The sequence below is a fragment of the Rhizobium sp. WYCCWR 11152 genome (assembly GCF_013087615.1).
In the GTDB taxonomy this organism is placed as follows: Bacteria; Pseudomonadota; Alphaproteobacteria; order Rhizobiales; family Rhizobiaceae; genus Rhizobium; species Rhizobium indicum.
Map to the genome: position 1 here is coordinate 423,636 of NZ_JABFCP010000009.1, position 18,355 is coordinate 441,990.

At 61.9% G+C, this 18,355-nt stretch carries 19 protein-coding genes and 1 pseudogene; 14 read left to right on the forward strand and 6 right to left on the reverse strand.

Annotation, left to right across the window (positions count from 1 at the left end; genetic code table 11):
* Positions 1–59 precede the first annotated feature (59 nt).
* The 4 genes from G9X67_RS17300 to G9X67_RS17315 all read left to right on the forward strand — a co-directional run bounded on the left by G9X67_RS17300 (position 60) and on the right by G9X67_RS17315 (position 1,508).
* Positions 60–341, forward strand: coding sequence for a YlcI/YnfO family protein (locus G9X67_RS17300; protein WP_138388026.1), 282 nt, complete (start codon positions 60–62; stop codon positions 339–341).
* Entirely contained in the window at positions 338–637 is a 300-nt protein-coding gene (locus tag G9X67_RS17305; RefSeq protein ID WP_171599287.1) for a type II toxin-antitoxin system RelE/ParE family toxin, read from the forward strand. The genes G9X67_RS17300 and G9X67_RS17305 overlap by 4 nt, the downstream gene beginning before the upstream one ends.
* Positions 638–808: 171 nt before the next feature.
* Complete coding sequence (locus G9X67_RS17310) at positions 809–1,096, forward strand: type II toxin-antitoxin system HigB family toxin (RefSeq protein ID WP_171599288.1); 288 nt, start codon at positions 809–811, stop codon at positions 1,094–1,096.
* Positions 1,097–1,100: 4 nt separating this feature from the next.
* Positions 1,101–1,508: a transcriptional regulator gene (locus G9X67_RS17315; RefSeq protein WP_138328621.1), complete on the forward strand. Its 408-nt coding sequence runs from the start codon at positions 1,101–1,103 to the stop codon at positions 1,506–1,508.
* 68 nt (positions 1,509–1,576) lie between these two features.
* Here the strand turns inward: G9X67_RS17315 and betA are convergent, their stop codons facing one another.
* From betA to betI, 3 genes and pseudogenes are all read right to left on the reverse strand, one after another.
* Positions 1,577–3,229, reverse strand: coding sequence for a choline dehydrogenase (betA, locus tag G9X67_RS17320; RefSeq protein WP_171599289.1), 1,653 nt, complete (start codon positions 3,227–3,229; stop codon positions 1,577–1,579).
* Positions 3,230–3,429: 200 nt separating this feature from the next.
* Positions 3,430–4,893 carry a betaine-aldehyde dehydrogenase gene (betB, locus tag G9X67_RS17325; protein ID WP_171599290.1) on the reverse strand — a complete coding sequence of 488 codons (1,464 nt, stop codon included), beginning with the start codon at positions 4,891–4,893 and terminating at the stop codon, positions 3,430–3,432.
* A 158-nt stretch (positions 4,894–5,051) separates the two neighbouring features.
* Positions 5,052–5,642, reverse strand: a pseudogene (betI, locus tag G9X67_RS17330) (transcriptional regulator BetI); the annotation flags it as partial.
* A 137-nt stretch (positions 5,643–5,779) separates the two neighbouring features.
* Between betI and G9X67_RS17335 the strand changes: the two are divergent.
* The 5 genes from G9X67_RS17335 (at position 5,780) to G9X67_RS17355 (ending at position 10,838) form a co-directional block, all read left to right on the forward strand.
* On the forward strand, positions 5,780–6,334 hold the full coding sequence (locus tag G9X67_RS17335) for an HdeD family acid-resistance protein (protein ID WP_171599291.1): 555 nt from the start codon (positions 5,780–5,782) through the stop codon (positions 6,332–6,334).
* Positions 6,335–6,546: 212 nt separating this feature from the next.
* Positions 6,547–6,789, forward strand: coding sequence for a type II toxin-antitoxin system ParD family antitoxin (locus G9X67_RS17340; RefSeq protein ID WP_138328617.1), 243 nt, complete (start codon positions 6,547–6,549; stop codon positions 6,787–6,789).
* 113 nt (positions 6,790–6,902) lie between these two features.
* Positions 6,903–8,780, forward strand: a complete 1,878-nt coding sequence (locus G9X67_RS17345) for an EAL domain-containing protein (RefSeq protein WP_138328616.1) — start codon at positions 6,903–6,905, stop codon at positions 8,778–8,780.
* Positions 8,781–8,907: 127 nt separating this feature from the next.
* Positions 8,908–9,903 (forward strand): NAD(P)H-quinone oxidoreductase, encoded by a 996-nt coding sequence (locus G9X67_RS17350; protein ID WP_138328615.1) that lies wholly within the window; start codon positions 8,908–8,910, stop codon positions 9,901–9,903.
* Between the two features lie 161 nt (positions 9,904–10,064).
* Complete coding sequence (locus G9X67_RS17355; protein WP_171599292.1) at positions 10,065–10,838, forward strand: class I SAM-dependent methyltransferase; 774 nt, start codon at positions 10,065–10,067, stop codon at positions 10,836–10,838.
* A gap of 158 nt (positions 10,839–10,996) precedes the next feature.
* On the opposite strand, the gene G9X67_RS17360 is transcribed toward G9X67_RS17355, so the two are convergent.
* Entirely contained in the window at positions 10,997–12,424 is a 1,428-nt protein-coding gene (locus tag G9X67_RS17360) for an MFS transporter (protein WP_171599293.1), read from the reverse strand.
* 100 nt (positions 12,425–12,524) lie between these two features.
* Between G9X67_RS17360 and G9X67_RS17365 the strand changes: the two genes are divergently transcribed.
* Complete coding sequence (locus tag G9X67_RS17365) at positions 12,525–13,148, forward strand: metalloregulator ArsR/SmtB family transcription factor (protein WP_138328612.1); 624 nt, start codon at positions 12,525–12,527, stop codon at positions 13,146–13,148.
* A gap of 28 nt (positions 13,149–13,176) precedes the next feature.
* Here the strand turns inward: G9X67_RS17365 and G9X67_RS17370 are convergent, their stop codons facing one another.
* On the reverse strand, positions 13,177–14,388 hold the full coding sequence (locus G9X67_RS17370; protein ID WP_138328611.1) for an MFS transporter: 1,212 nt from the start codon (positions 14,386–14,388) through the stop codon (positions 13,177–13,179).
* Positions 14,389–14,627: 239 nt separating this feature from the next.
* On the opposite strand from G9X67_RS17370, the gene G9X67_RS17375 reads away from it, so the two are divergent.
* The 3 genes from G9X67_RS17375 to G9X67_RS17385 all read left to right on the forward strand — a co-directional run bounded on the left by G9X67_RS17375 (position 14,628) and on the right by G9X67_RS17385 (position 17,124).
* Positions 14,628–14,966 carry a hypothetical protein gene (locus G9X67_RS17375; RefSeq protein ID WP_138328610.1) on the forward strand — a complete coding sequence of 113 codons (339 nt, stop codon included), beginning with the start codon at positions 14,628–14,630 and terminating at the stop codon, positions 14,964–14,966.
* Positions 14,967–15,245: 279 nt separating this feature from the next.
* The gene (locus tag G9X67_RS17380; RefSeq protein WP_171599295.1) at positions 15,246–16,253 is read left to right on the forward strand and encodes an asparaginase; all 1,008 of its coding nucleotides are present in this window, start codon (positions 15,246–15,248) and stop codon (positions 16,251–16,253) included.
* A 130-nt stretch (positions 16,254–16,383) separates the two neighbouring features.
* Positions 16,384–17,124 (forward strand): hypothetical protein, encoded by a 741-nt coding sequence (locus tag G9X67_RS17385; RefSeq protein ID WP_171599297.1) that lies wholly within the window; start codon positions 16,384–16,386, stop codon positions 17,122–17,124.
* Here G9X67_RS17385 and G9X67_RS17390 read toward each other — a convergent pair.
* Positions 17,099–17,854, reverse strand: coding sequence for a DeoR/GlpR family DNA-binding transcription regulator (locus tag G9X67_RS17390; protein WP_171599298.1), 756 nt, complete (start codon positions 17,852–17,854; stop codon positions 17,099–17,101). The two genes, G9X67_RS17385 and G9X67_RS17390, sit on opposite strands and share 26 nt — an antisense overlap.
* A 144-nt stretch (positions 17,855–17,998) precedes the next feature.
* On the opposite strand from G9X67_RS17390, the gene G9X67_RS17395 reads away from it, so the two are divergent.
* Entirely contained in the window at positions 17,999–18,355 is a 357-nt protein-coding gene (locus G9X67_RS17395; RefSeq protein ID WP_171599299.1) for a DUF4406 domain-containing protein, read from the forward strand.

Consider the following 18,355-nt stretch of genomic DNA (forward strand, 5'->3'; position numbering starts at 1 on the left):
TTGAATACAACACGATGATCCATCATATTGCATTGCAATTGCAACGCACGAGGAACGTCATGAAAACGGCATCTCTCCCGTCCCTTCGCGTGGATCCTGAATTGCGTGCTGCCGCCGAAAGCGTTCTGAAAGAAGGCGAGAGCCTGTCGTCGCTGATAGAGGACTCTCTTCGCCGCCAGATCGATTTTAGAAGGACCCAAGCGGAGTTCATCGCGCGGGGTCTGGCTGGCTTGGCTGACGCGCAGCGGACCGGTGTGTTTTATACAACGGACGACATTCAGGAGTTGATGCGCAAAAAGCTTGAAAAGGCGAAAGCCCGTAAAGCTGCACAGCAGAAATGATCTTCGAGCTAACGTACACCCAGACCTTCTATGAAGATCTGGACCGGCTCGCCGATTTTCTGATCGAACGTGATCCGGATTTGGCCGAACGTGCCATCAACGCCATCCAGAAAGCTCTGATGATACTTCAGGATTTCCCGCTTATGGCCAGACGCGCCTCTGCGGACGATCCCTTGCTGCGCGAGCTCGTCGTACCATTCGGTTCAGCCGGATATGTCATTCTTTTCAAACTGATGAGTGAAACGAGCGTCATTGTCCTCGCCGTCCGTCACCAGCGCGAAGAAGATTACCACTGACTATCTGTCGCTGACCGCCCAGCGCGGGTTGACCCACGGCTCCCGGTTCGAGCGCGCCAGCGGTTTGCGCATCGTCCGCCGGTCTTCAATCTCGTCCATAGCAACTTGCTATAATCGGATAGTTGCGCTAGATTGCAGCCATAGCAAAATGCGATACATGATTCCGGATCTATGCACGTCATCACACAGCAAAAGATCTGGGAGGCGAAAGACCGATGGCCTCAAACAGCCAATGCCCTGGATACTTGGTATCGACTGATGAAGTCGTCGGAGCCGACAGACTTCGCCGACACGAAGTCACTGTTTCCGGCAACGGACAAAGTCGGGCAGCATCACGTGTTCGACATTGGCGGCAACAAGCTGCGCTTGATCGCGGTGGTGCACTACAAATTCAGGAAGGTCTATATTCAGCGGATTATGGATCATGCCGAGTACGACAAAGGAGCATGGAAGGGTTAGGCCGATGAGCGCACTTGTAAAACTGGTAAGCGAGCACTGGACGTATGTGGCTCCACTTCTTGCCATGCCGGCCAATGAAGCTGAGTATGATCAGCTCGTGAAGCAACTTGACGAGATTCTCGCTGAAGTGGGCGACGATGAGGATCATCCTTTGGCGTTGCTTGCCTCTCGCATGGCGGACCTTGTTGAGGCCTATGACGAGCAAAACCGCCCAATGCCTCCGGTGACTGGCGCCGATGCGCTGCGTTATGTCATGGAGGAGCGCAGCCTTGGCCAGTCCGAGGTGCCGGAAGTGGGCGCTCAGTCCGTCGTGTCTGAGATTTTGAGCGGGAAGCGACAAATCAATGTTCGACAAGCCCGCGCGCTGAGTGAGCGATTTCTGATACCGGCATCCGTATTTCTATCGCTCTGACGATAGACATTCCCGACGACCAGCGACTACCGGTCGGTGGCAGTTGCCGCCCAATAGCTCTATACGCTTCAGCGGTCGCTGACCGCCCAGCGCGGGTTGACCCACGGCTCCTGGTTCGAGCGCGCCAGCGGCTGTTTGCCGAGGATGTGGTCGGCGGCCTTCTCTCCGGTCATGATCGACGGCCCGTTCAGGTTGCCGTAGGTGACATGCGGGAAGATCGAGCTGTCGGCGACGCGCAAGCCATCGATGCCGATCACCCGCGTTTGCGGATCGACCACCGCCATCGGATCGTCCTTGGCGCCCATCCGGCAGGTGCCGCAGGGGTGATAGGCGCTTTCCAGATGTTCCCGCAGGAAGGCGTCGATCTCTTCGTCGCTTTGCACACCTTCTCCCGGCTGGATCTCCGGCCCGCGATAGTCGTTGAAGGCGCTCTGCCCGAAGATCTCGCGGGTGAGGCGCACGCAGTGGCGGAATTTCTCCCAATCCTCCGTATGGCTCATATAGTTGAAGCGCAGCACCGGGTCGGCCTTCGGATCGGCGGAGCGTAAGCTCACGCTGCCGCGCGATTTCGACAGGTTGTAGCCAACATGAACCTGGAAGCCGTGGCTCTTCGCCGCCGCCTTGCCGTCATAGCTGATTGCCACCGGTAGGAAGTGATACTGGATATCGGGCTGCTTCAGCCCGGGTGCCGAGCGCAGGAAGGCGCAGGCCTCGAATTGGTTGGAGGCGCCGAGCCCGCCGCGCGAGAGCAGCCATTGGGCGCCCGCCACCCCCTGCCAGAACCATGGCAGCCAGGAATAGAGCGACACCGGCTTGGTGCTCACCTGCTGGAAGTAGAATTCCATATGGTCCTGCAGGTTGGCGCCGACGCCCGGCCGGTCGGCCTTCACCGCAATGCCCATGTCCTGCAGATGTTGGCCCGGACCGATGCCCGACAGCATCAAGAGCTTCGGCGAGTTGAACGAGGAGGCCGAGACGATCACCTCGCGGTTCGCCTTCACCACCTCTGTTCTGCCGTTGCGCTCGATCTCGATGCCGGTCGCCCGTCCGTCCTCAATCACGATCCTCTGCGCCAGGCCGTAGACAATCGCGACATTGTCCCGCTTCAGCGCCGGTTTCAGATAGGCATTGGCGGCAGACCAGCGGCGGCCGCCGAAGATCGTCTGCTCCATCAGGCCGAAGCCTTCCTGCTTGCTGCCGTTGTAATCTTCCGTCGTCTCGAAGCCCGCCTGTTTGCCGGCCTCGACGAAGGCTTGGAAGAGCGGATTGGTGAAACCGCCGCGCTGGACATGCAGCGGCCCGTCGGTGCCGCGCCAGCCTTCTTCGCCGCCATGCGAATGCTCCATCCGCTTGAAATAGGGAAGCACGTCGGCATAGGCCCAGCCGCTGGCGCCGAGCTCCTCCCAGCGATTGAAATCCTCGGCATGGCCGCGCACATAGACCATGCCGTTGATCGACGAGGAGCCACCGATCACCTTGCCGCGCGGCGCGGTGATGCGCCGGTTGTTGAGGTTCGCCTCCGGCTCGGACAGATAACCCCAGTTATAGCGCTTCATGCTCATCGGCCAGGCAAGCGCTGCCGGCATCTGGATGAACGGCCCAAAATCGCTGCCGCCCGCCTCGATGACGATGACACTGTTCTTGCCGTCTTCCGACAAGCGGTAGGCGAGGGCGGAGCCGGCGGAGCCCGAGCCGATGATGACGAAATCTGCTTGTTGCATGACGTTCCCTTAGATTCTTTTGCAACGGTTCGAAGACCCCGCCCCAAACCCCTCCCCACAAGGGGGAGTGGCTTAACTTGCGGCACCGGTTTTACCCTCCTTCGACCTCATCGTTTGTGGCGCTGATTTCGGAGTGAGGGGGAGCGGCAGGCTAGCCCCTCCCCCTTGTGGGGAGGGGTTGGGGAGGGGTCTTCACAGTCTCAATAAGGCGCCACTACCGGCCCCATGCCCACATAAACCGTCTTCAGCTCGGAATAATGCTCCAGCGCCGCAAGCGAATTCTCGCGGCCGAAGCCGGATTGTTTCGAGCCGCCGAAGGGGATTTCCACCGGGCAGAGATTGTAGGTGTTGATCCAGAGCGTGCCTGCCTCCAGCCGGTCGACGACGCGGTGGGCGCGGGTGAGGTCGGCGGTAAAGACGCCGCCGGAAAGGCCGAATTCGCTGGCATTGGCCCGCGCGATCACCTCGTCCTCCGAGTCGAAATCGAGCACTGACATGACCGGCCCGAAGATCTCCTCGCGAGCGATGCTCATGTCGTCGGTGACATCGGCAAACACCGTCGGCTGCACGTAATAGCCTTCGCCGGAGACGTTGTTCGGAATGCCGCCGCCGGCAATCAGTGTTGCGCCCTCGGCCTTACCCTTCTCGATGTAGGAGATCACCTTCTCGCGCTGCGCCCAGGAGACCATCGGCCCGACCTGCGTCGCCTCGTCCATCGGGTCGCCGATCAGCATCGCCTCGGTGCGGACCTTCAGCCGCTTCAGGAATTCGTCCTTGATCGCCTTCTGCACGAAGACGCGCGTGCCGTTCGAGCAGACTTGGCCCGTCGAATAGAAATTGCCGAGCATCGCGCCCCCGACCGCCGAATCGAGATCGGCATCGTCGAAAACGATCAGCGGCGACTTGCCGCCGAGCTCCATCGTCACGTGCTTGAGGTTGCCGGCGGCAGCGGCCGCGACCCTGCGGCCGGTCGGCACCGAGCCGGTCAGCGACACCTTGGCGACATCAGGATGGTTGACGAGCAGCGGCCCGGTATCGCGGTCGCCCTGGATCACATTGAAGAGCCCCTTCGGCAGTCCCGCCTCGTGCAGGATCTCGGCGATCTTCAATGCGCCGAGCGGCGTGTTCTCCGACGGCTTGAACACCATGGCATTGCCGCAGACAAGCGCCGGCGCAGCTTTCCAGCAGGCGATCTGCTGCGGATAGTTCCAGGCGCCGATGCCGACGCAGACGCCGAGCGGCACCCGCTTGGTATAGGCAAAATCCTGGCCGAGCGGGATCTGCGACCCGTTGAGACCGGCCGGCGCGATACCGCCGAAGAATTCGAAGGCATCCGCACCCGAGGTCGGATCGGCGACAACAGTCTCCTGGATCGGCTTGCCGGTGTCGAGCGTCTCGAGTTCGGAAAGCGCCCGGTTTCTCTCGCGCATGATCTCGGCTGCCCGTCTGAGGATGCGCCCGCGCGCCATCGGGCTCATCGCCGCCCATTCCGGTTGGGCACGTTTGGCGGCTGCGATCGCCCGCTCGACGATCGAAGGCGTTGCGGCATGCAGCCGGGCGATCACCTCGCCGGTCGCCGGATAGAGGCTCTCGATGACGGTGCCGTCGGTATCCTCGACATATTCGCCGTCGATGAAGTGCGAGGCTTTCGGCTGGGCTTTCATGTCATTTGTCCCTTGAGTGGTTCGATGGGATCCCTTCTCCCCTGGGGGAGAAGGTGGCCCGTAGGGCCGGATGAGGGGGCGGCAGTCTCGGCCTTCCGGCCGTTCGCTCCTGCGTCGCTCACCCCCTCATCTGTCCTTCGGACATCTTCTCCCCGCTGGGGAGAGGGGGAGGCGGTGGCCAAAAGCGCATTCAGATAATCTTCAGTCAGCGCGATCGAGGCTTCAATGCCGATCGGCGCGGATTTCAGACTTTGCCTGATATAGAGCCCGTCGATCATCGCCGCAGCGCCTTCGGCGATGCGTTCTGCGGCGTCAGCGGGCAGCAGCACTTTCAGATCGGCCAGCAGATTGGAGCGCAGCCGTCGCGCATAGATCACCAGGAAGCGCCGCGTCTCTTCCGAACGCTGCGCTTCGGCGTAAAAGGCAAGCCAGGCGGCAATCGTGCCCGGCGCAAACTGGTCGGCATGGAAGCTGACGCGGATGACGGCCGAAAGCCGGGCGCGCGGCGTCCTGGCGGTCCTGAGTGCGGCCACCGTATCGCTGCGCAATTGCCGGAGAAGCGAGCGGATCGTCTCGGTCAGCAATTGCTCCTTGCTGCCGAAATAATGGTGCGCCAGGGCTGGTGACACGCCGGCCTGCCGGGCGATGTCCGACATGGTGACGGCGAGCGAGCCGTGATCGCCGATCACCCGCAGCGCCGCATCGACAAGCGCCTTGCGGCGCACCGGCTCCATTCCGACCTTCGGCAACAGACCACTCCTTGAAATCAGCAGTAGGCTATTTTTGATTGACTGATCAATCAACAAAAATCTTTCTCGATTTGGCCCGGCGCAGGTCTTTCCCTGAAAAATTGCTGCAACATATTCAGAATCTCAGGAGGTGGATCATGGCCGATGTCTTTGAGGGAACACCGACATCTTCGCTGCAGTCGAAATGGATCTGGTTCGCCGGCCTCGGCGTGCTGCTGCTCGTCTGCGGTCTGATCGCGCTCGGCAATCTGATGCTCGCCACCGTCGTCTCGGTCTATTATGTCGGCATGCTGATGCTGTTCGGCGGCGTGATCTATCTCGTCCATGCCTTCCAGGTGCGCGGCTGGGATCACGTGCTGTTCTGGATACTGAGCGGCCTGCTCTATGTGCTTGCCGGCATCTGCGCCTTCATCAACCCGATCCTGACTTCGGCGGCGCTGACACTGTTTCTGTCGCTGGCGCTCGTCGTCGCCGGCGTCTTCCGCACCTGGGTCGGCATGCGCATGAAGCCGGTCAAGGGCTGGCGCTGGATCGTCGCAAGCGGCGTCATCACCGCTCTTGCGGGTTTCGTCATCGCGCTCGGCTGGCCGGTGAACAGCCTGTGGATCCTCGGCCTGTTCCTGGCCGCCGATCTCATCGTCCAAGGCTCGACGTTGATCGCCTTCGGCCTCGGCATCCGCAGTTCAAACTGATGCCGCTGACCGTTCTTTTTTGACAAGACCCGTTCTTTTTTGACAAGACTAGGACAGGGGATTAGACTTAACGGGTTACAGGCCGGTCCCGCGCAAGCGAACGGTCTGAGTGCGAATGCACCAAGGCACCGGCGAAATCGCCGAGAATGCTAAAAATGGTCATGCGTCCCCCAGAGGCAGGGTTCTGCCTGATCAGAAAAGGGAGGAAGTTCATGCCGATGGTCACCGTTTCCATCTCTCCGCAACAAGCAGCGGGCATCCGCGCCGCCGTCGACAATGGCGGTTATGCATCGAGCAGCGAGGTCGTCCGCGAGGCGCTCCGCCTGTGGGATACCACCCGCAAGCTCAATGAGTTCCGGGACGATGTTCTCGACGACGAGGGCGTTCCGTCAGGCGGCAGATGCGTCGCCGACATGTTCGCCGATCATGAGGCGGAGCGCCGTCGCTCCGCCTGAACAAGCGTTTGATTGCATTGGAAAAATTGAATAAGCGCGGAGCGCGTGCAAGGCTCTTGCGCGTTTCATAAAACTTTCACATTGGCGAAAGAGTTCATTGACCCTTCTGCGGCATGTTCCGGACGAAAAAGAACAAGTCACAGTGGAGATCAGCCCCAATGAAGACCGGCCACGTGAAGACTGGGGTGTCCTTGGCTGCCACCGTCGCGCCGGATGTCCTGCGCCGCTACGCCAGCGATCAGATCGTAACCCTTGCCAAGCTTGTGGTCGAGAATGCCTTCCAGCCGATCGTCGAGGCGGGCACCGGCACGGTCTTCGGCTACGAATCCCTGATGCGCGGCCAGGATCGCATCGGCTACGAGACGCCGGTCGACATCCTCGACGAGGCTCACCAGGCCGGCCAGCTGCTGCAGCTCGAACAGATGGTCGCCAGTCGCGCTCTTGCCAAATTCGCGACGCTGTCGAATTTCTCCACCTCGACGCTGTTCCTCAATCTCGATGTGCGGCTCATTCCGCATGGCGAAAGCCTGGTCGAGACCCTGCTGCAGCATCTGCGGAAGGCGAATATTCCGCCATCCTCCGTCTGCTTCGAATTCTCTGAACGTTTCGACAATACCAGCGTGCCGGAATTTTCCGGCCTGGTTTCCAGGCTGCGCAAGGCCGGTTTCAAGCTGGCGATCGACGATTTCGGCGTCGGTCACGGCGAGATGAAGCTGCTCTGCGATTATGCCGTCGATTATCTCAAGATCGACCGCCATTTCGTTGCCGAGATCGACCGCAGCCCCCGCAAGCGCCATCTCTTGAAGAGCATCGTCAACATTGCCCATGTGCTGGGTACGCGCGTCATCGCCGAAGGCATCGAGACCGAGGCCGAATTCATCGCCTGCCGCGAATATGGCGTCGACCTCGTTCAGGGCTGGTTTATCTCCCGTCCGACGACGCATATATCGGAGCTGGCACCGTCATTCCCGCATCTGCAGGAGCTCGGCAAGAGCAAGCGGGGCAGCCAGTCGCTCGACGAAATCCTCATCCGCAAGCAGATCGAGCTGCTGCCGACGGTCTATGAGAACGACAGCATCGACAGCGTCTTCGAGCTCTTCCGTCGCAATCCACGCCAGGCCTTCTTTCCCGTCCTCAACGCCAATGACGAGCCGCGCGGCATCATCCACGAGCATCACCTCAAGGAATATATCTACCAGCCCTTCGGCCGCGATCTCCTGAAGAACAAGATGTACGAGCGCAGCATCTCGCATTTCGTCGAGATGGCGCCGATCGTCGGCCTCGACAGCGACGCCGAGCAGCTGATGGCGATCTTCGCCAATATGGAGGGCAGCAACTGCCTGATCCTGACCGACAATATGCGCTATGCCGGTGTCGTCTCCGCCGCCTCGCTGATCAAGGTCATCAACGAGAAGCAGCTGAAGACCGCGCAGGACCAGAACCCGTTGACCGGCCTGCCGGGCAATCGTGCCATCCGCGATTTCATGCGTCAATCCGGCCGCGACGGCGATGAGCTCCGCCACTTCTGTTATTGCGACTTCGACAATTTCAAGCCGTTCAACGATACCTATGGCTTCCATCTCGGCGACCACGCGATCTCGCTGTTTGCCGCGCTGATGCGCCGCTATTTTTTCGCCGAGCGCCATTTCCTCGGCCATGTCGGCGGCGACGATTTCTTCATCGGCGTCGTCGGCTGGACCAAGGAAGAGCTGACGGAGATCCTCGACCGGCTGATCAGCGATTTCCATGACGACGTGCGGGATTTCTATTCCGACGAGGACCGCGCCGCCGGCCGCATCCTCGGTCACGACCGCACCGGCGCCGAAGCTTTGTTCCCGCTGATGCGCTGCTCGATCGGCGTCATCGAACTGCCGGAAGGCCTCGTCATCGACGATATCAACCGCGTCAGCGCCGAAATCGCCATCATCAAATCGGCCGCCAAGGACAGCGAGGAAGGCCTCGTCTTTCATCTGCTGGGCGAGGCGAATTGACGCCTCTGCCACATCAAGCCTTCCCAAGCCTGCGGGGCTGATTTACTTCCTGTGTTTTAGACAAAAAGCTAGAGCGGTTCCGCCCACTTCCACCAAAAGCTGAACCGCTCCCAGGGAGGAGCCGGTCATGCCATTGCCTCAGGATATGCGTTTCGTCGATCTGCCGTCCTTCGGCGGACCGGAGGTGATGACGATCGGCAGGCGTCCGCTTCCTGTGCCCGGCGACGGAGAGGTCCTGGTGCGCGCCGAGGCGATCGGCGTCAACCGCCCCGATATTGCCCAGCGCCAGGGCAACTATCCCGCGCCGAAGGGTGCGAGCCCGATCCTCGGCCTGGAATTGTCGGGCGAAATCGTTGCCGTCGGCCCGGGCGTCGGCGGCCATGCCGTCGGCGACAAGGTCTGCGGCCTCGCCAATGGCGGCGCCTACGCCGAATATTGCCTGCTGCCGGCAGGCCAGATCCTGCCCTTTCCCAAAGGCTATGACGCGGTGAAGGCGGCCGCTTTGCCTGAGACCTTCTTCACCGTCTGGGCCAATCTCTTCCAGATGGCCGGGTTGACGGAAGGCGAGACGGTGCTGATCCATGGTGGTTCCAGCGGCATCGGCACGACGGCGATCCAGCTCGCCCGCGCCTTCGGCGCCGAGGTCTACGCGACGGCGGGCTCGAAGGAGAAATGCGAGGCCTGCGAAAAGCTTGGCGCCAAACGCGCGATCAACTACAGGACCGAGGATTTCGCCGAGGTGATCAAGGCCGAGACCGGCCACGGCGTCGATATCATCCTCGATATGATCGGCGCTTCCTATTTTGAGCGCAACATCGCCTCGCTCGCCAAGGACGGTTGCCTGTCGATCATCGCCTTCCTCGGCGGTGCGACCGCCGAAAAGGTCAACCTCTCGCCGATCATGGTCAAGCGCCTGACGGTCACCGGCTCCACCATGCGGCCGCGCACGGCGGAAGAAAAACGCGCCATCCGCGACGACCTGCTCTCGGAGGTTTGGCCGCTGCTGGAAGCCGGCACCGTCGCCCCCGTCATCCACAAGGTCTTTGCCTTCGAAGAGGTCGTCGATGCGCACCGGCTGCTGGAAGAGGGCAGCCATGTCGGCAAGGTCATGCTCACCGTCTGAGGTCAGCTTCGGACCAGCATTCCTGCGCAAGATGAAGCTGATCCCGGCCGTTTGTGAGTCTACGGGGTCGTTGAACAGTCGTCTGATCGAAACCCGGCCCCGAAACTGCGCATCTTGATGTGGCTTTGCTTGCGCGTTGTACGGTCCCTACGAGGAATGCAATGGCTCTATTCCACGCCTGTCCCATCTGCCGCAGCAGAATTCCGTATTTCGAACCGCTTCCGCGCTACTACATCGACAAGGCGGTCGAGCACGGCTTTCCCTATCGCGTCGATGAATTCGAGACGATCAACCATCAGGCTTACAGCTGCCCCAATTGTCATTCGACCGATCGCGACAGGCTCTTCGCGCTGTTCCTGACGCCGGTGTTCCAGCGCCTCAATCCGGCGCAGGCCTTCCGGTTCCTGGACATTGCCCCGGGCCGGGCCTTGAGCTTCTGGCTCAAGAGCCACCCGCATATCTTCTACCGCAGCTGCGACATGTATATGCCCGAGGCAGACGACAAAGCTGATATCCACAACCTGCCCTACGCCGACGAGACCTTCGACTTCGTGCTTTGCTCCCATGTGCTCGAACATGTCGAGGATCCGGTGCGTGCCACCGCCGAAATCCGGCGTGTTCTCAAGGAGCACAGCATCGCCATCCTGATGGCGCCGATCTGCCTGTCGATCGAGCACACCCATGAAAATCCCGAAGTGACGACGCCGGAAGGCCGCTGGGCGCATTTCGGTCAGGACGACCATGTGCGCCTCTTCTCAAGGTCCGGGTTCATCGATGTGATCCGGCGCGCCGGTTTGGCGGTGCAGCAAGTTCCGGTCACCGAATTCCTGGCCCCCGATGTCTGCGATACCTATGGCATCGGCCGCAGCTCCGTCCTCTATCTCGGCGTGAAGCAGGAGGCCGTCCAGCAGGAGCCGGAACGCAACGTCGCCTGAGGGCACGGCAAGAGCATGTCGCGCAAAAGTGTGCAGCGGTTTTGCGACAAAGACATGCATAAAAACAAAGACCTAAAGCGTGACAAGCGAATCTGAAAGATCGCCGCACGCTTGAGCGTCCACTTATGAAAAGGCGCCCCGAACCCGAGGCGCCTTTTTCAATTTCGGCTGTCTCTCAGCGTCAGCGACACCGCGACCGCGAGAACACCGGGCAACGCCATGAGCAGATAGAGCCAGTGCGCCGCCGACAGCGCGCCTGATATGCCGCCGGGATGAACGAGGCCGGCGCCATTGGCGATGACGCCGGCAAAGGCGGCCCCGAACGCCCCACCTAGCGAACTCATCGTCGGGATCGCGGCAGAAGCCTTGTCCTTCTCGTTGTCGGCGACGAGTTTCAGCACCATGGCGACGAGATGCGCCCAGCCGAGACCGATGCCGAAGCCCATCATGAACATGCCGATCGCCGCCGGCACGATGATCAGCATATGCCCCTCGGGATTGTCCTTGGCGAGGAAGAGGGCGAGGCAAGCGGTCGCCGCCGCCTCGATGAGGGCGCCGATGACGATTGCCCAATAGGCTCGACCGCCGGTCCACGAGCCGCTGAGGAAGGCCGCGAAGGTCCAGCCGAGGGCGACGAGCGCCACGAGATAACCCGAGACGATCGCGGGCACCCCATGCAGGGTCTGCAGGAAATAGGGAATGAAGACGTCGCTGACGAGAACGACGGTCATGGCGAGCATCGCCAGGTAGACCCGTGAAATCGGCTGGGAAAGGCTGACGGCGCCGGAGGGCAGCAGCCGGTTCGGGCTTCGGCCCTCGATGAAGATCATGCCGGCGACCGCGACGACCGAAGCGGCGATCAGCGCGACCTTCATCGCTGTCGCCTCGATCGCGCCCGCCGTGCTGACCATCAGAACGGCGGCAAGCAGCAGTCCGATCTGAGCAACCGGCGTCTTTGCCTGCTCGCGGTCGTCCTCGACGTCGGGCAACAGCCGCGGCGCCAAGAGCGCCATCAGCAGGCCGAGTGGCACGAGCACGATGAAAGCATAGCGCCAGGCGTGGCCCGCAGAAAAGAAGCCGCCGAGCGTCGGCCCGATGACGGTCGAGACCCCCCAGATTGCCGCGTAGAGCGTCGATGCCTTCGGCCATAGCGGCTCGGGATAAACGAAGCGGATGAAGGCATAACCGAGCGCTGCAAGTGCGCCTGTTCCGAGACCCTGCACCGCACGTCCGATCAGCACCACCGGCATCGACGGTGCGGCTGCGGCAATCAGGCTGCCGGCGCCGAAGACCAGTGCTGCGATCACATAGACGGATCGAAGCCCGATGCCGCGCGGCCGCATGGCGACGAAGATCGAGCCGAGCACGGCGGCGGCGACGAACAGGCTGGTGACCCAGGAAAACAGCGCGAGCCCGCCGATATCGCGCACGATCGAAGGCGCGATCGTCGCCATGATGTAACTCTCCACCGCATAAAGCGTCACGCCGCCGGCCAGCATCAATGTTGCCGGCAGGTGCTCGGGCAGGAAGAGGCGGAAGATGGAGCTGGCGCTGGGGATGGTTGCTGTCTGGTCGATATTCGACATGGGATGATCCCGAGATTTTTGCTGGCGAAGGATAATTTTACAAGTTATAAATTGGAAAATTGCACGCCTTCTCGAATTAAACAAGGCTTGACTTGGAAATATGCGCCAGTCCCCAGCCAACCGGATCCTGATCCTGATAAAGACCGACGGCCCGCAGCTCGCCGCCGCGATCGGCGATGCGCTCGGCATATCGGGCGAGGCCGCCCGCCAGCAGCTGTCGAAGATGGCGGAGGGGGGGCTGGTGGAACCGGTCACCGTTGCCGCCGCGGGCAGGGGCCGGCCGCGCCAACTCTGGCATCTCACAGCCAACGGCAACCGCCAGTTCCCGGATGGCCATGCCGAACTGACGGCAAACCTCCTTGGCACGCTCGTCGAACAGCTCGGCCCCGCAGCCCTCGATACGGTCATTGCCGCCCGCGAGGCCGAGACGCTGCAGCGTTATCGGCAGGAACTCAGCCAGGCGCATGGCCTTGCCGCGCGCGTCGAGGCCCTTGCCGGCATCCGCACCCGCGAGGGCTATATGGCCGATTGTTGGAGACAAGCGGACGGCTCCTTCATGCTGGTCGAAAACCACTGCCCGATCTGTGCGGCCGCCACCGCCTGCGCCGGCTTCTGCCGCTCCGAACTCGAAACCTTCCGCGCCGTCCTTAGCGCCGAGGTCGAACGCAGCGAACACATCCTCGCCGGCGCCCGCCGCTGCGCCTATCGTATCACGCCAGGTTGACCGACATCGCTCGCAAGCGGCTTGCACTTCACGCCGGTTGCCGCGCCTGCCGCCTGCTGCTTTCGAGATAGAGCAGCACTCCGATTGATGCGAGACCCGCGGCCGCGCCGACGAAGGCGGTGCCGGAATAATCGGTGATCGCGGTGCCGAAGGCGAAGAGACCAGCGCTGATGCCAACCCCAATGAACGTGTTCAGCGAGATCAGCGAGGTTCCGAGCCCCGGCCGGTCCGCGATCAGGTCCTGCAGATAGGTGATCGGCACGCTGAGGATCGCTGCCGCCCCGCAGGCATTGAAGAGGAGGAGTGCATAGACATGCCAGGGTGTGGAAGCAAAGCCGAGCAGCAGCAGATAGACGCAATAGATCAGCGCGCCGAAGGCGAGCACGTGCGCGCTTCGGAAGCGGCGCTGCGCAAAACCCCACATCATCATGAACGGCATCTCGAGCAAGGCCGTCAAACCTGCCATGAAGCCGACATCGACCACGGTGCCGCCGGCCGCATGGGTGATGATCAGCGGCAGGAGCATGGCGTTCAGCCGCTGCAGCCCGAACAGCATCGCCATGACGATGACGCGCGACAGCACATGCGGCACGAAAATCCGTTTCAACGAAGCAAAGAAGCCGACTGGATCGGGGGCAGGGCCGCCGGCGCCATTTCCGGGTGCGAAGAAAAAATACAGGCAGAAGCAGGTGCAGCTTGCCAATGCCGCGATCCCATAGGCCGGCGTCATCGACGGCGAACTGACGAGATAGAGGCCGATCAACCCCGGCGCCAGCGCCCATGAGCCGGAAAAGAGCGCCCGCACCGTTGCGGTGATCGCCGCCCCCTGGCCACGGTCCATCTGGTTGGTCCTGGCGCGCAGGCTGGCAAACAGCAGCGAATAGGTGGAATTGCTCATCGGCACCAGCAAAAGCGTGGAGAAGATGAAGACCGCGGGGCTATGAATGAGCGCGATCGACCCGAAGCCGAGCATGCCGGCGACGCAAAGCCCCAGCACCAGCGGCCGGCGCTCCTTCAGCCTGTCCGACCAGATGCCGAGCGTCAGGCTCGTCGTGACGTTGACGATCGAAGAGAAGAACACCAGTGCCGAATAGGCGCCGTTGCTCATGCCGAGTTCGTTGATCCCGATGATCGACTGATAGGGCGCGGTCGACGCATAGGTGAAGGCGAGCGCGACGAGTGTCACGGTCGGAATACGGATCCTGTTGTCGCGAAGGATCAAGGAAAAGGTGGATGGCATGGGGAGCGGTTCCTGATGCACCACTCTTAGCCGCATCGGATCCATCAGAGAAACGATAGTTTTCGATCGCCTCGGTCAATTTATGTGATGAATATTTGGACGATGTGATCGCCGAAAGAGCCCGCAACGAGGCTGAGCGCCTAGCTCGCCCGGTAAATGCTCGCCGTGCCCGCAGCCGATTGACTCTATCAATCTTCTGCCCTTAGTGCTCGCCGGGGTTGATCAATTGGATGGGGACAATGAAATTTCGCTTTGTTGGCGCTGTGGCGCTTTCTTTTGCCGTTGCAGGTTGCAGTAGCGTTGCTCCTGACGGTCGGCCGCTCATTCAACACTTCTTTCGGGATCTTGTGATGAGGGGATGTGGTTTCCAGATGACATGGGAATCGGCGAGACAAGCCACAGATACCTTTAAGCCAGTTATACCGACTGACAGAGAACGCATGACTGACAGAGGCCTCATGAGAGCTGCGATTGCAATTTGCGGCAAGGCGAAACCCGGAAATAAGAGCAAAGCCATCGAAGTCCAGGTTCCTGACAGTGGCGGTGCCCTCCGGAAAATCGTTGTTGAAAGAGAATAGAAAAGCGCAGACGCTCACCCCAGCCTCCGTCTTCCTCGGGCTTGACCCGAGGACCCACGCTGGCATCCATCAGCACCGGGCATGGATCCTCGGCTCAAGGCCGAGGAAGACGGAATGTGCGGTGACGTCTTCGCCAAACTCGCCGCAGGCGCGCCAGGTGCTCCAACAGGCAGGCACTCGCGCGGCCGCCTAACCCTTGCAAAGCGTCAACCCCGTTGGCTTTCCCCGCGTGACGCGTTATGGACTGCGCTACCCCCGCCAGCATCCGGACAAAAGCTCATGACCAATCCCGTCACCGTCGAAGTCACCCGCGGCCTGCTCGTCGAAAGTCGCCATCGCGGCGCGGTGGCTGTCGTTGATGGCGACGGCAAGCTTGTCTTCTCGCTGGGCGACATCGAGGCTGCGATCTTCCCGCGCTCGTCCTGCAAGGCGATGCAGGCGCTGCCGCTGGTCGAGAGTGGTGCTGCCGATGCCTATGGCTTCGGCGACAAGGAATTGGCGCTGGCCTGCGCCTCGCATAATGGCGAGGACGAGCATGTGACGCTTGCCGCGTCCATGCTGTCGCGGGCCGGTCGCGATGCCGAGGCGCTGGAATGCGGCGCCCATTGGTCGATGAGTCAAAAGGTCCTGATCCGTCAGGTCCGCGCGCTCGATGCGCCGAACGCGCTGCACAACAATTGCTCGGGAAAACATGCGGGCTTTATCTGCGCCTGCTGCCATCAGGATATCGATCCAAAGGGCTATGTCGGCTACCAGCACCCGCTGCAGGTCGAGATTCGCGCGGCGATGGAAAGCCTGACCGGCGCGGTGCTCGGAGCAGAAAGCTGCGGCACCGATGGCTGCTCGATTCCAACTTATGCCGTGCCGCTGCGCAGCCTTGCCCACGGTTTTGCCAAAATGGCGACCGGCACCGGCCTCGAACCCCTGCGTGCAAAGGCATCACGCCGCCTGATCGAAGCCTGCATGGCCGAACCCTTCTACGTCGCCGGCTCCGGCCGCGCCTGCACGGAGTTGATGCAGATCGCCCCCGGCCGGATCTTCGTCAAAACCGGCGCCGAGGGCGTCTTCTGTGCGGCGATCCCGGAAAAGGGCATCGCCATCGCCCTCAAATGCGAAGATGGCATGACCCGCGCCGCCGAAGCCATGGTGGCGGCGACCCTCGCCCGCTTCTTCGAGACGGAGAGCGAGGTTCATGCGGGCCTGATGGCCCATGCCGCAACGCCGATGCGCAATTGGAACGGCATCCATGTCGGCGATATCAGGGTCACCTCCGCCTTGGCCGGATGAGTTCGAACCAAATATATAAGTTATGAGAAAAATAAGAATTACCTAATATAAAGAGGGATACGTCCTGCGATCGCGGATGCACCCTTTCGCGGCGACGTGAGCACAGTCCTGGAAGCCGTGAGGGCAGGGCATGTTTGCAGGCCGCTATCTCTGGTGGATGCTGATGGGGATCGGCATCTTCATGTTCGCCGCGCTGAGCCTCGATTATATCACCTGGCTCACGATCCAGCTGTCCGGCTGCGGCGATATGGCCGGCGCCTGTGAGCCGGTCCTCCGGCTGGTATCGGGCATGCTCAAACCCACCTGCATCTGGGCTGCGATCGGCGTGCTCTTCATGGCGACGATGCTCCGTCTTCACACTCTCTCGCTCATCTGGTTCTGGGGACCGATCGTCGCTGTCTGGTTCGTCGCCTCCACGCCGATCCTGCTTTTCCTTGCAGCGGACGCAGCGGCTCTGACGCACCCCGCCACCCTGGCGGCGCTGCCCGTCGCCTTGCTGTTTCTGGCGGCTTTCGCAGCCTACCTCATGTTTGCCCTCGAGGATGGTGACATGCCGCCGCTTGCAGCCTCGGTGCCGTTGCGCCTCACACTCCGCCTGACGGCGGTCTACGGCGCGCTTGCCGGTGCGGCCTTCATGCCGGAACTGTCGCGGATCGCCGGGACCCTGCTCGACATGCCTGCACTTTCCGTCGTCATCGCGCTGGCGCAGCCATATCTGCAGACGGTGCTCACCCTTGGAACCGGCAGCATGGCGCCGGCCTATGCCGTGCTGGCGGCCTTCATCGCGGCCCTTGCCGCAAGCCTCCTGCCACATGCTGCCGCGCCGCCGCCCTCCCGCAGCACCATCATGCTGCGGCGATTGCGCCGTTGAGATCGCGATAGGGTTTCAGCTGTTCGGCGGTCATCTCCATGGGCACGATCAGCCCCGCCACCTCGGAAATGCCAAGCACCGGGCAGGGCGAGACGAGGTCGAACTTCTCCTCGGTCAGCAGCACATGCGTTTCGGCCGCGCAGCGGGCGATATGCCGCTTGATCGCCGCCTCCTCGAAATCGCCGGTGGAAAGCCCGTGCACCGGATGCGCCGCCGTCACCCCGAGGAAGAAGAGGTCGGGGCGAAGCTGCGAGATCGCCGCCATCGCCGCTGCCCCCGTCGCCACCATCGAATGTTTGTAGAGCCGTCCGCCGGTGAGGATCACCTCGGCCGTCGGGTGGTGTTCCAGCTCGGCGGCGATCGTCGGGCTGTGGGTCGCAACCGTCAGCGGCATGTCGCGCGGCAAATGCCTGGCAATCTCCGCCGTCGTCGTGCCGCCGTCGAGGAAGATCATCTGTCCGGGCTTGACCATCGCCGCCGCCGCTGCCCCCAGCCGCGCCTTGATCTGCGACGAGACGCTGCGCCGGGCGGTGAAATCAGGCAGGTCTGGCGCCAGCGGCATCGCCCCGCCATGCACCCGTTTCAACAGGCCCTCCGCCGCCATTTCCCGGAGGTCGCGGCGGATCGTGTCCTCCGAAAGCGCGAAATCCTCTGCGACGCGCTTGGCGATCACCTGGCCGTCACGGCGCAGGATGTCGAGAATGAGAGTCTTGCGTTGGGTTGTCAGCATCGGTTCTCTGCACGAAATTAAACATAATAGCCCGATATTGCACGAAATGACTCGACATTCAAGAAATATCGTGCATTTTCACGAAGTCCCGTGCATGAGGCCGGGGAGAGTGCTCCCGCATAAAGCGGAGCGAAGGAGTGGATCATGTTGATTTTGATTGCCGGGCCCTATCGGTCCGGAACGGGCGACGACCCGGAAAAGATGGCCGCCAACCTGAAGCGGCTGGAAGCGCCTTCGCACGCGCTGTTTCAGGCCGGCCACGTGCCGATGATCGGCGAATGGGTGGCCCTGCCGATCTGGCACGCCGCCGGCGGCCGGTCGGTCGGCGATGCGCTCTACGAAGAGATCTTCCACCCGGTCGCCGGCCGGCTGCTGGAACTCTGCGAGGGCGTGCTGCGCCTGCCGGGCGATTCCAAGGGAGCGGACAACGACGTCCGCATCGCCCGGGAACGCGGCATTCCGGTCTGGCACAGGCTGGAGGATGTGCCGGGCTGCGGCTGA

Excerpts from the sequence above, each read along its gene's own strand:
- G9X67_RS17300 (WP_138388026.1), top strand. The coding sequence starts at position 60 with ATGAAAACGGCATCTCTCCCGTCCCTTCGCGTGGATCCTGAATTGCGT.
- G9X67_RS17305 (WP_171599287.1), top strand. The coding sequence starts at position 338 with ATGATCTTCGAGCTAACGTACACCCAGACCTTCTATGAAGATCTGGAC.
- G9X67_RS17310 (WP_171599288.1), top strand. The coding sequence starts at position 809 with ATGCACGTCATCACACAGCAAAAGATCTGGGAGGCGAAAGACCGATGG.
- G9X67_RS17315 (WP_138328621.1), top strand. The coding sequence starts at position 1,101 with ATGAGCGCACTTGTAAAACTGGTAAGCGAGCACTGGACGTATGTGGCT.
- betA (WP_171599289.1), bottom strand. The coding sequence starts at position 3,229 with ATGCAACAAGCAGATTTCGTCATCATCGGCTCGGGCTCCGCCGGCTCC.
- betB (WP_171599290.1), bottom strand. The coding sequence starts at position 4,893 with ATGAAAGCCCAGCCGAAAGCCTCGCACTTCATCGACGGCGAATATGTC.
- G9X67_RS17335 (WP_171599291.1), top strand. The coding sequence starts at position 5,780 with ATGGCCGATGTCTTTGAGGGAACACCGACATCTTCGCTGCAGTCGAAA.
- G9X67_RS17340 (WP_138328617.1), top strand. The coding sequence starts at position 6,547 with ATGCCGATGGTCACCGTTTCCATCTCTCCGCAACAAGCAGCGGGCATC.
- G9X67_RS17345 (WP_138328616.1), top strand. The coding sequence starts at position 6,903 with ATGTTCCGGACGAAAAAGAACAAGTCACAGTGGAGATCAGCCCCAATG.
- G9X67_RS17350 (WP_138328615.1), top strand. The coding sequence starts at position 8,908 with ATGCCATTGCCTCAGGATATGCGTTTCGTCGATCTGCCGTCCTTCGGC.
- G9X67_RS17355 (WP_171599292.1), top strand. The coding sequence starts at position 10,065 with ATGGCTCTATTCCACGCCTGTCCCATCTGCCGCAGCAGAATTCCGTAT.
- G9X67_RS17360 (WP_171599293.1), bottom strand. The coding sequence starts at position 12,424 with ATGTCGAATATCGACCAGACAGCAACCATCCCCAGCGCCAGCTCCATC.
- G9X67_RS17365 (WP_138328612.1), top strand. The coding sequence starts at position 12,525 with ATGCGCCAGTCCCCAGCCAACCGGATCCTGATCCTGATAAAGACCGAC.
- G9X67_RS17370 (WP_138328611.1), bottom strand. The coding sequence starts at position 14,388 with ATGCCATCCACCTTTTCCTTGATCCTTCGCGACAACAGGATCCGTATT.
- G9X67_RS17375 (WP_138328610.1), top strand. The coding sequence starts at position 14,628 with ATGAAATTTCGCTTTGTTGGCGCTGTGGCGCTTTCTTTTGCCGTTGCA.
- G9X67_RS17380 (WP_171599295.1), top strand. The coding sequence starts at position 15,246 with ATGACCAATCCCGTCACCGTCGAAGTCACCCGCGGCCTGCTCGTCGAA.
- G9X67_RS17385 (WP_171599297.1), top strand. The coding sequence starts at position 16,384 with ATGTTTGCAGGCCGCTATCTCTGGTGGATGCTGATGGGGATCGGCATC.
- G9X67_RS17390 (WP_171599298.1), bottom strand. The coding sequence starts at position 17,854 with ATGCTGACAACCCAACGCAAGACTCTCATTCTCGACATCCTGCGCCGT.
- G9X67_RS17395 (WP_171599299.1), top strand. The coding sequence starts at position 17,999 with ATGTTGATTTTGATTGCCGGGCCCTATCGGTCCGGAACGGGCGACGAC.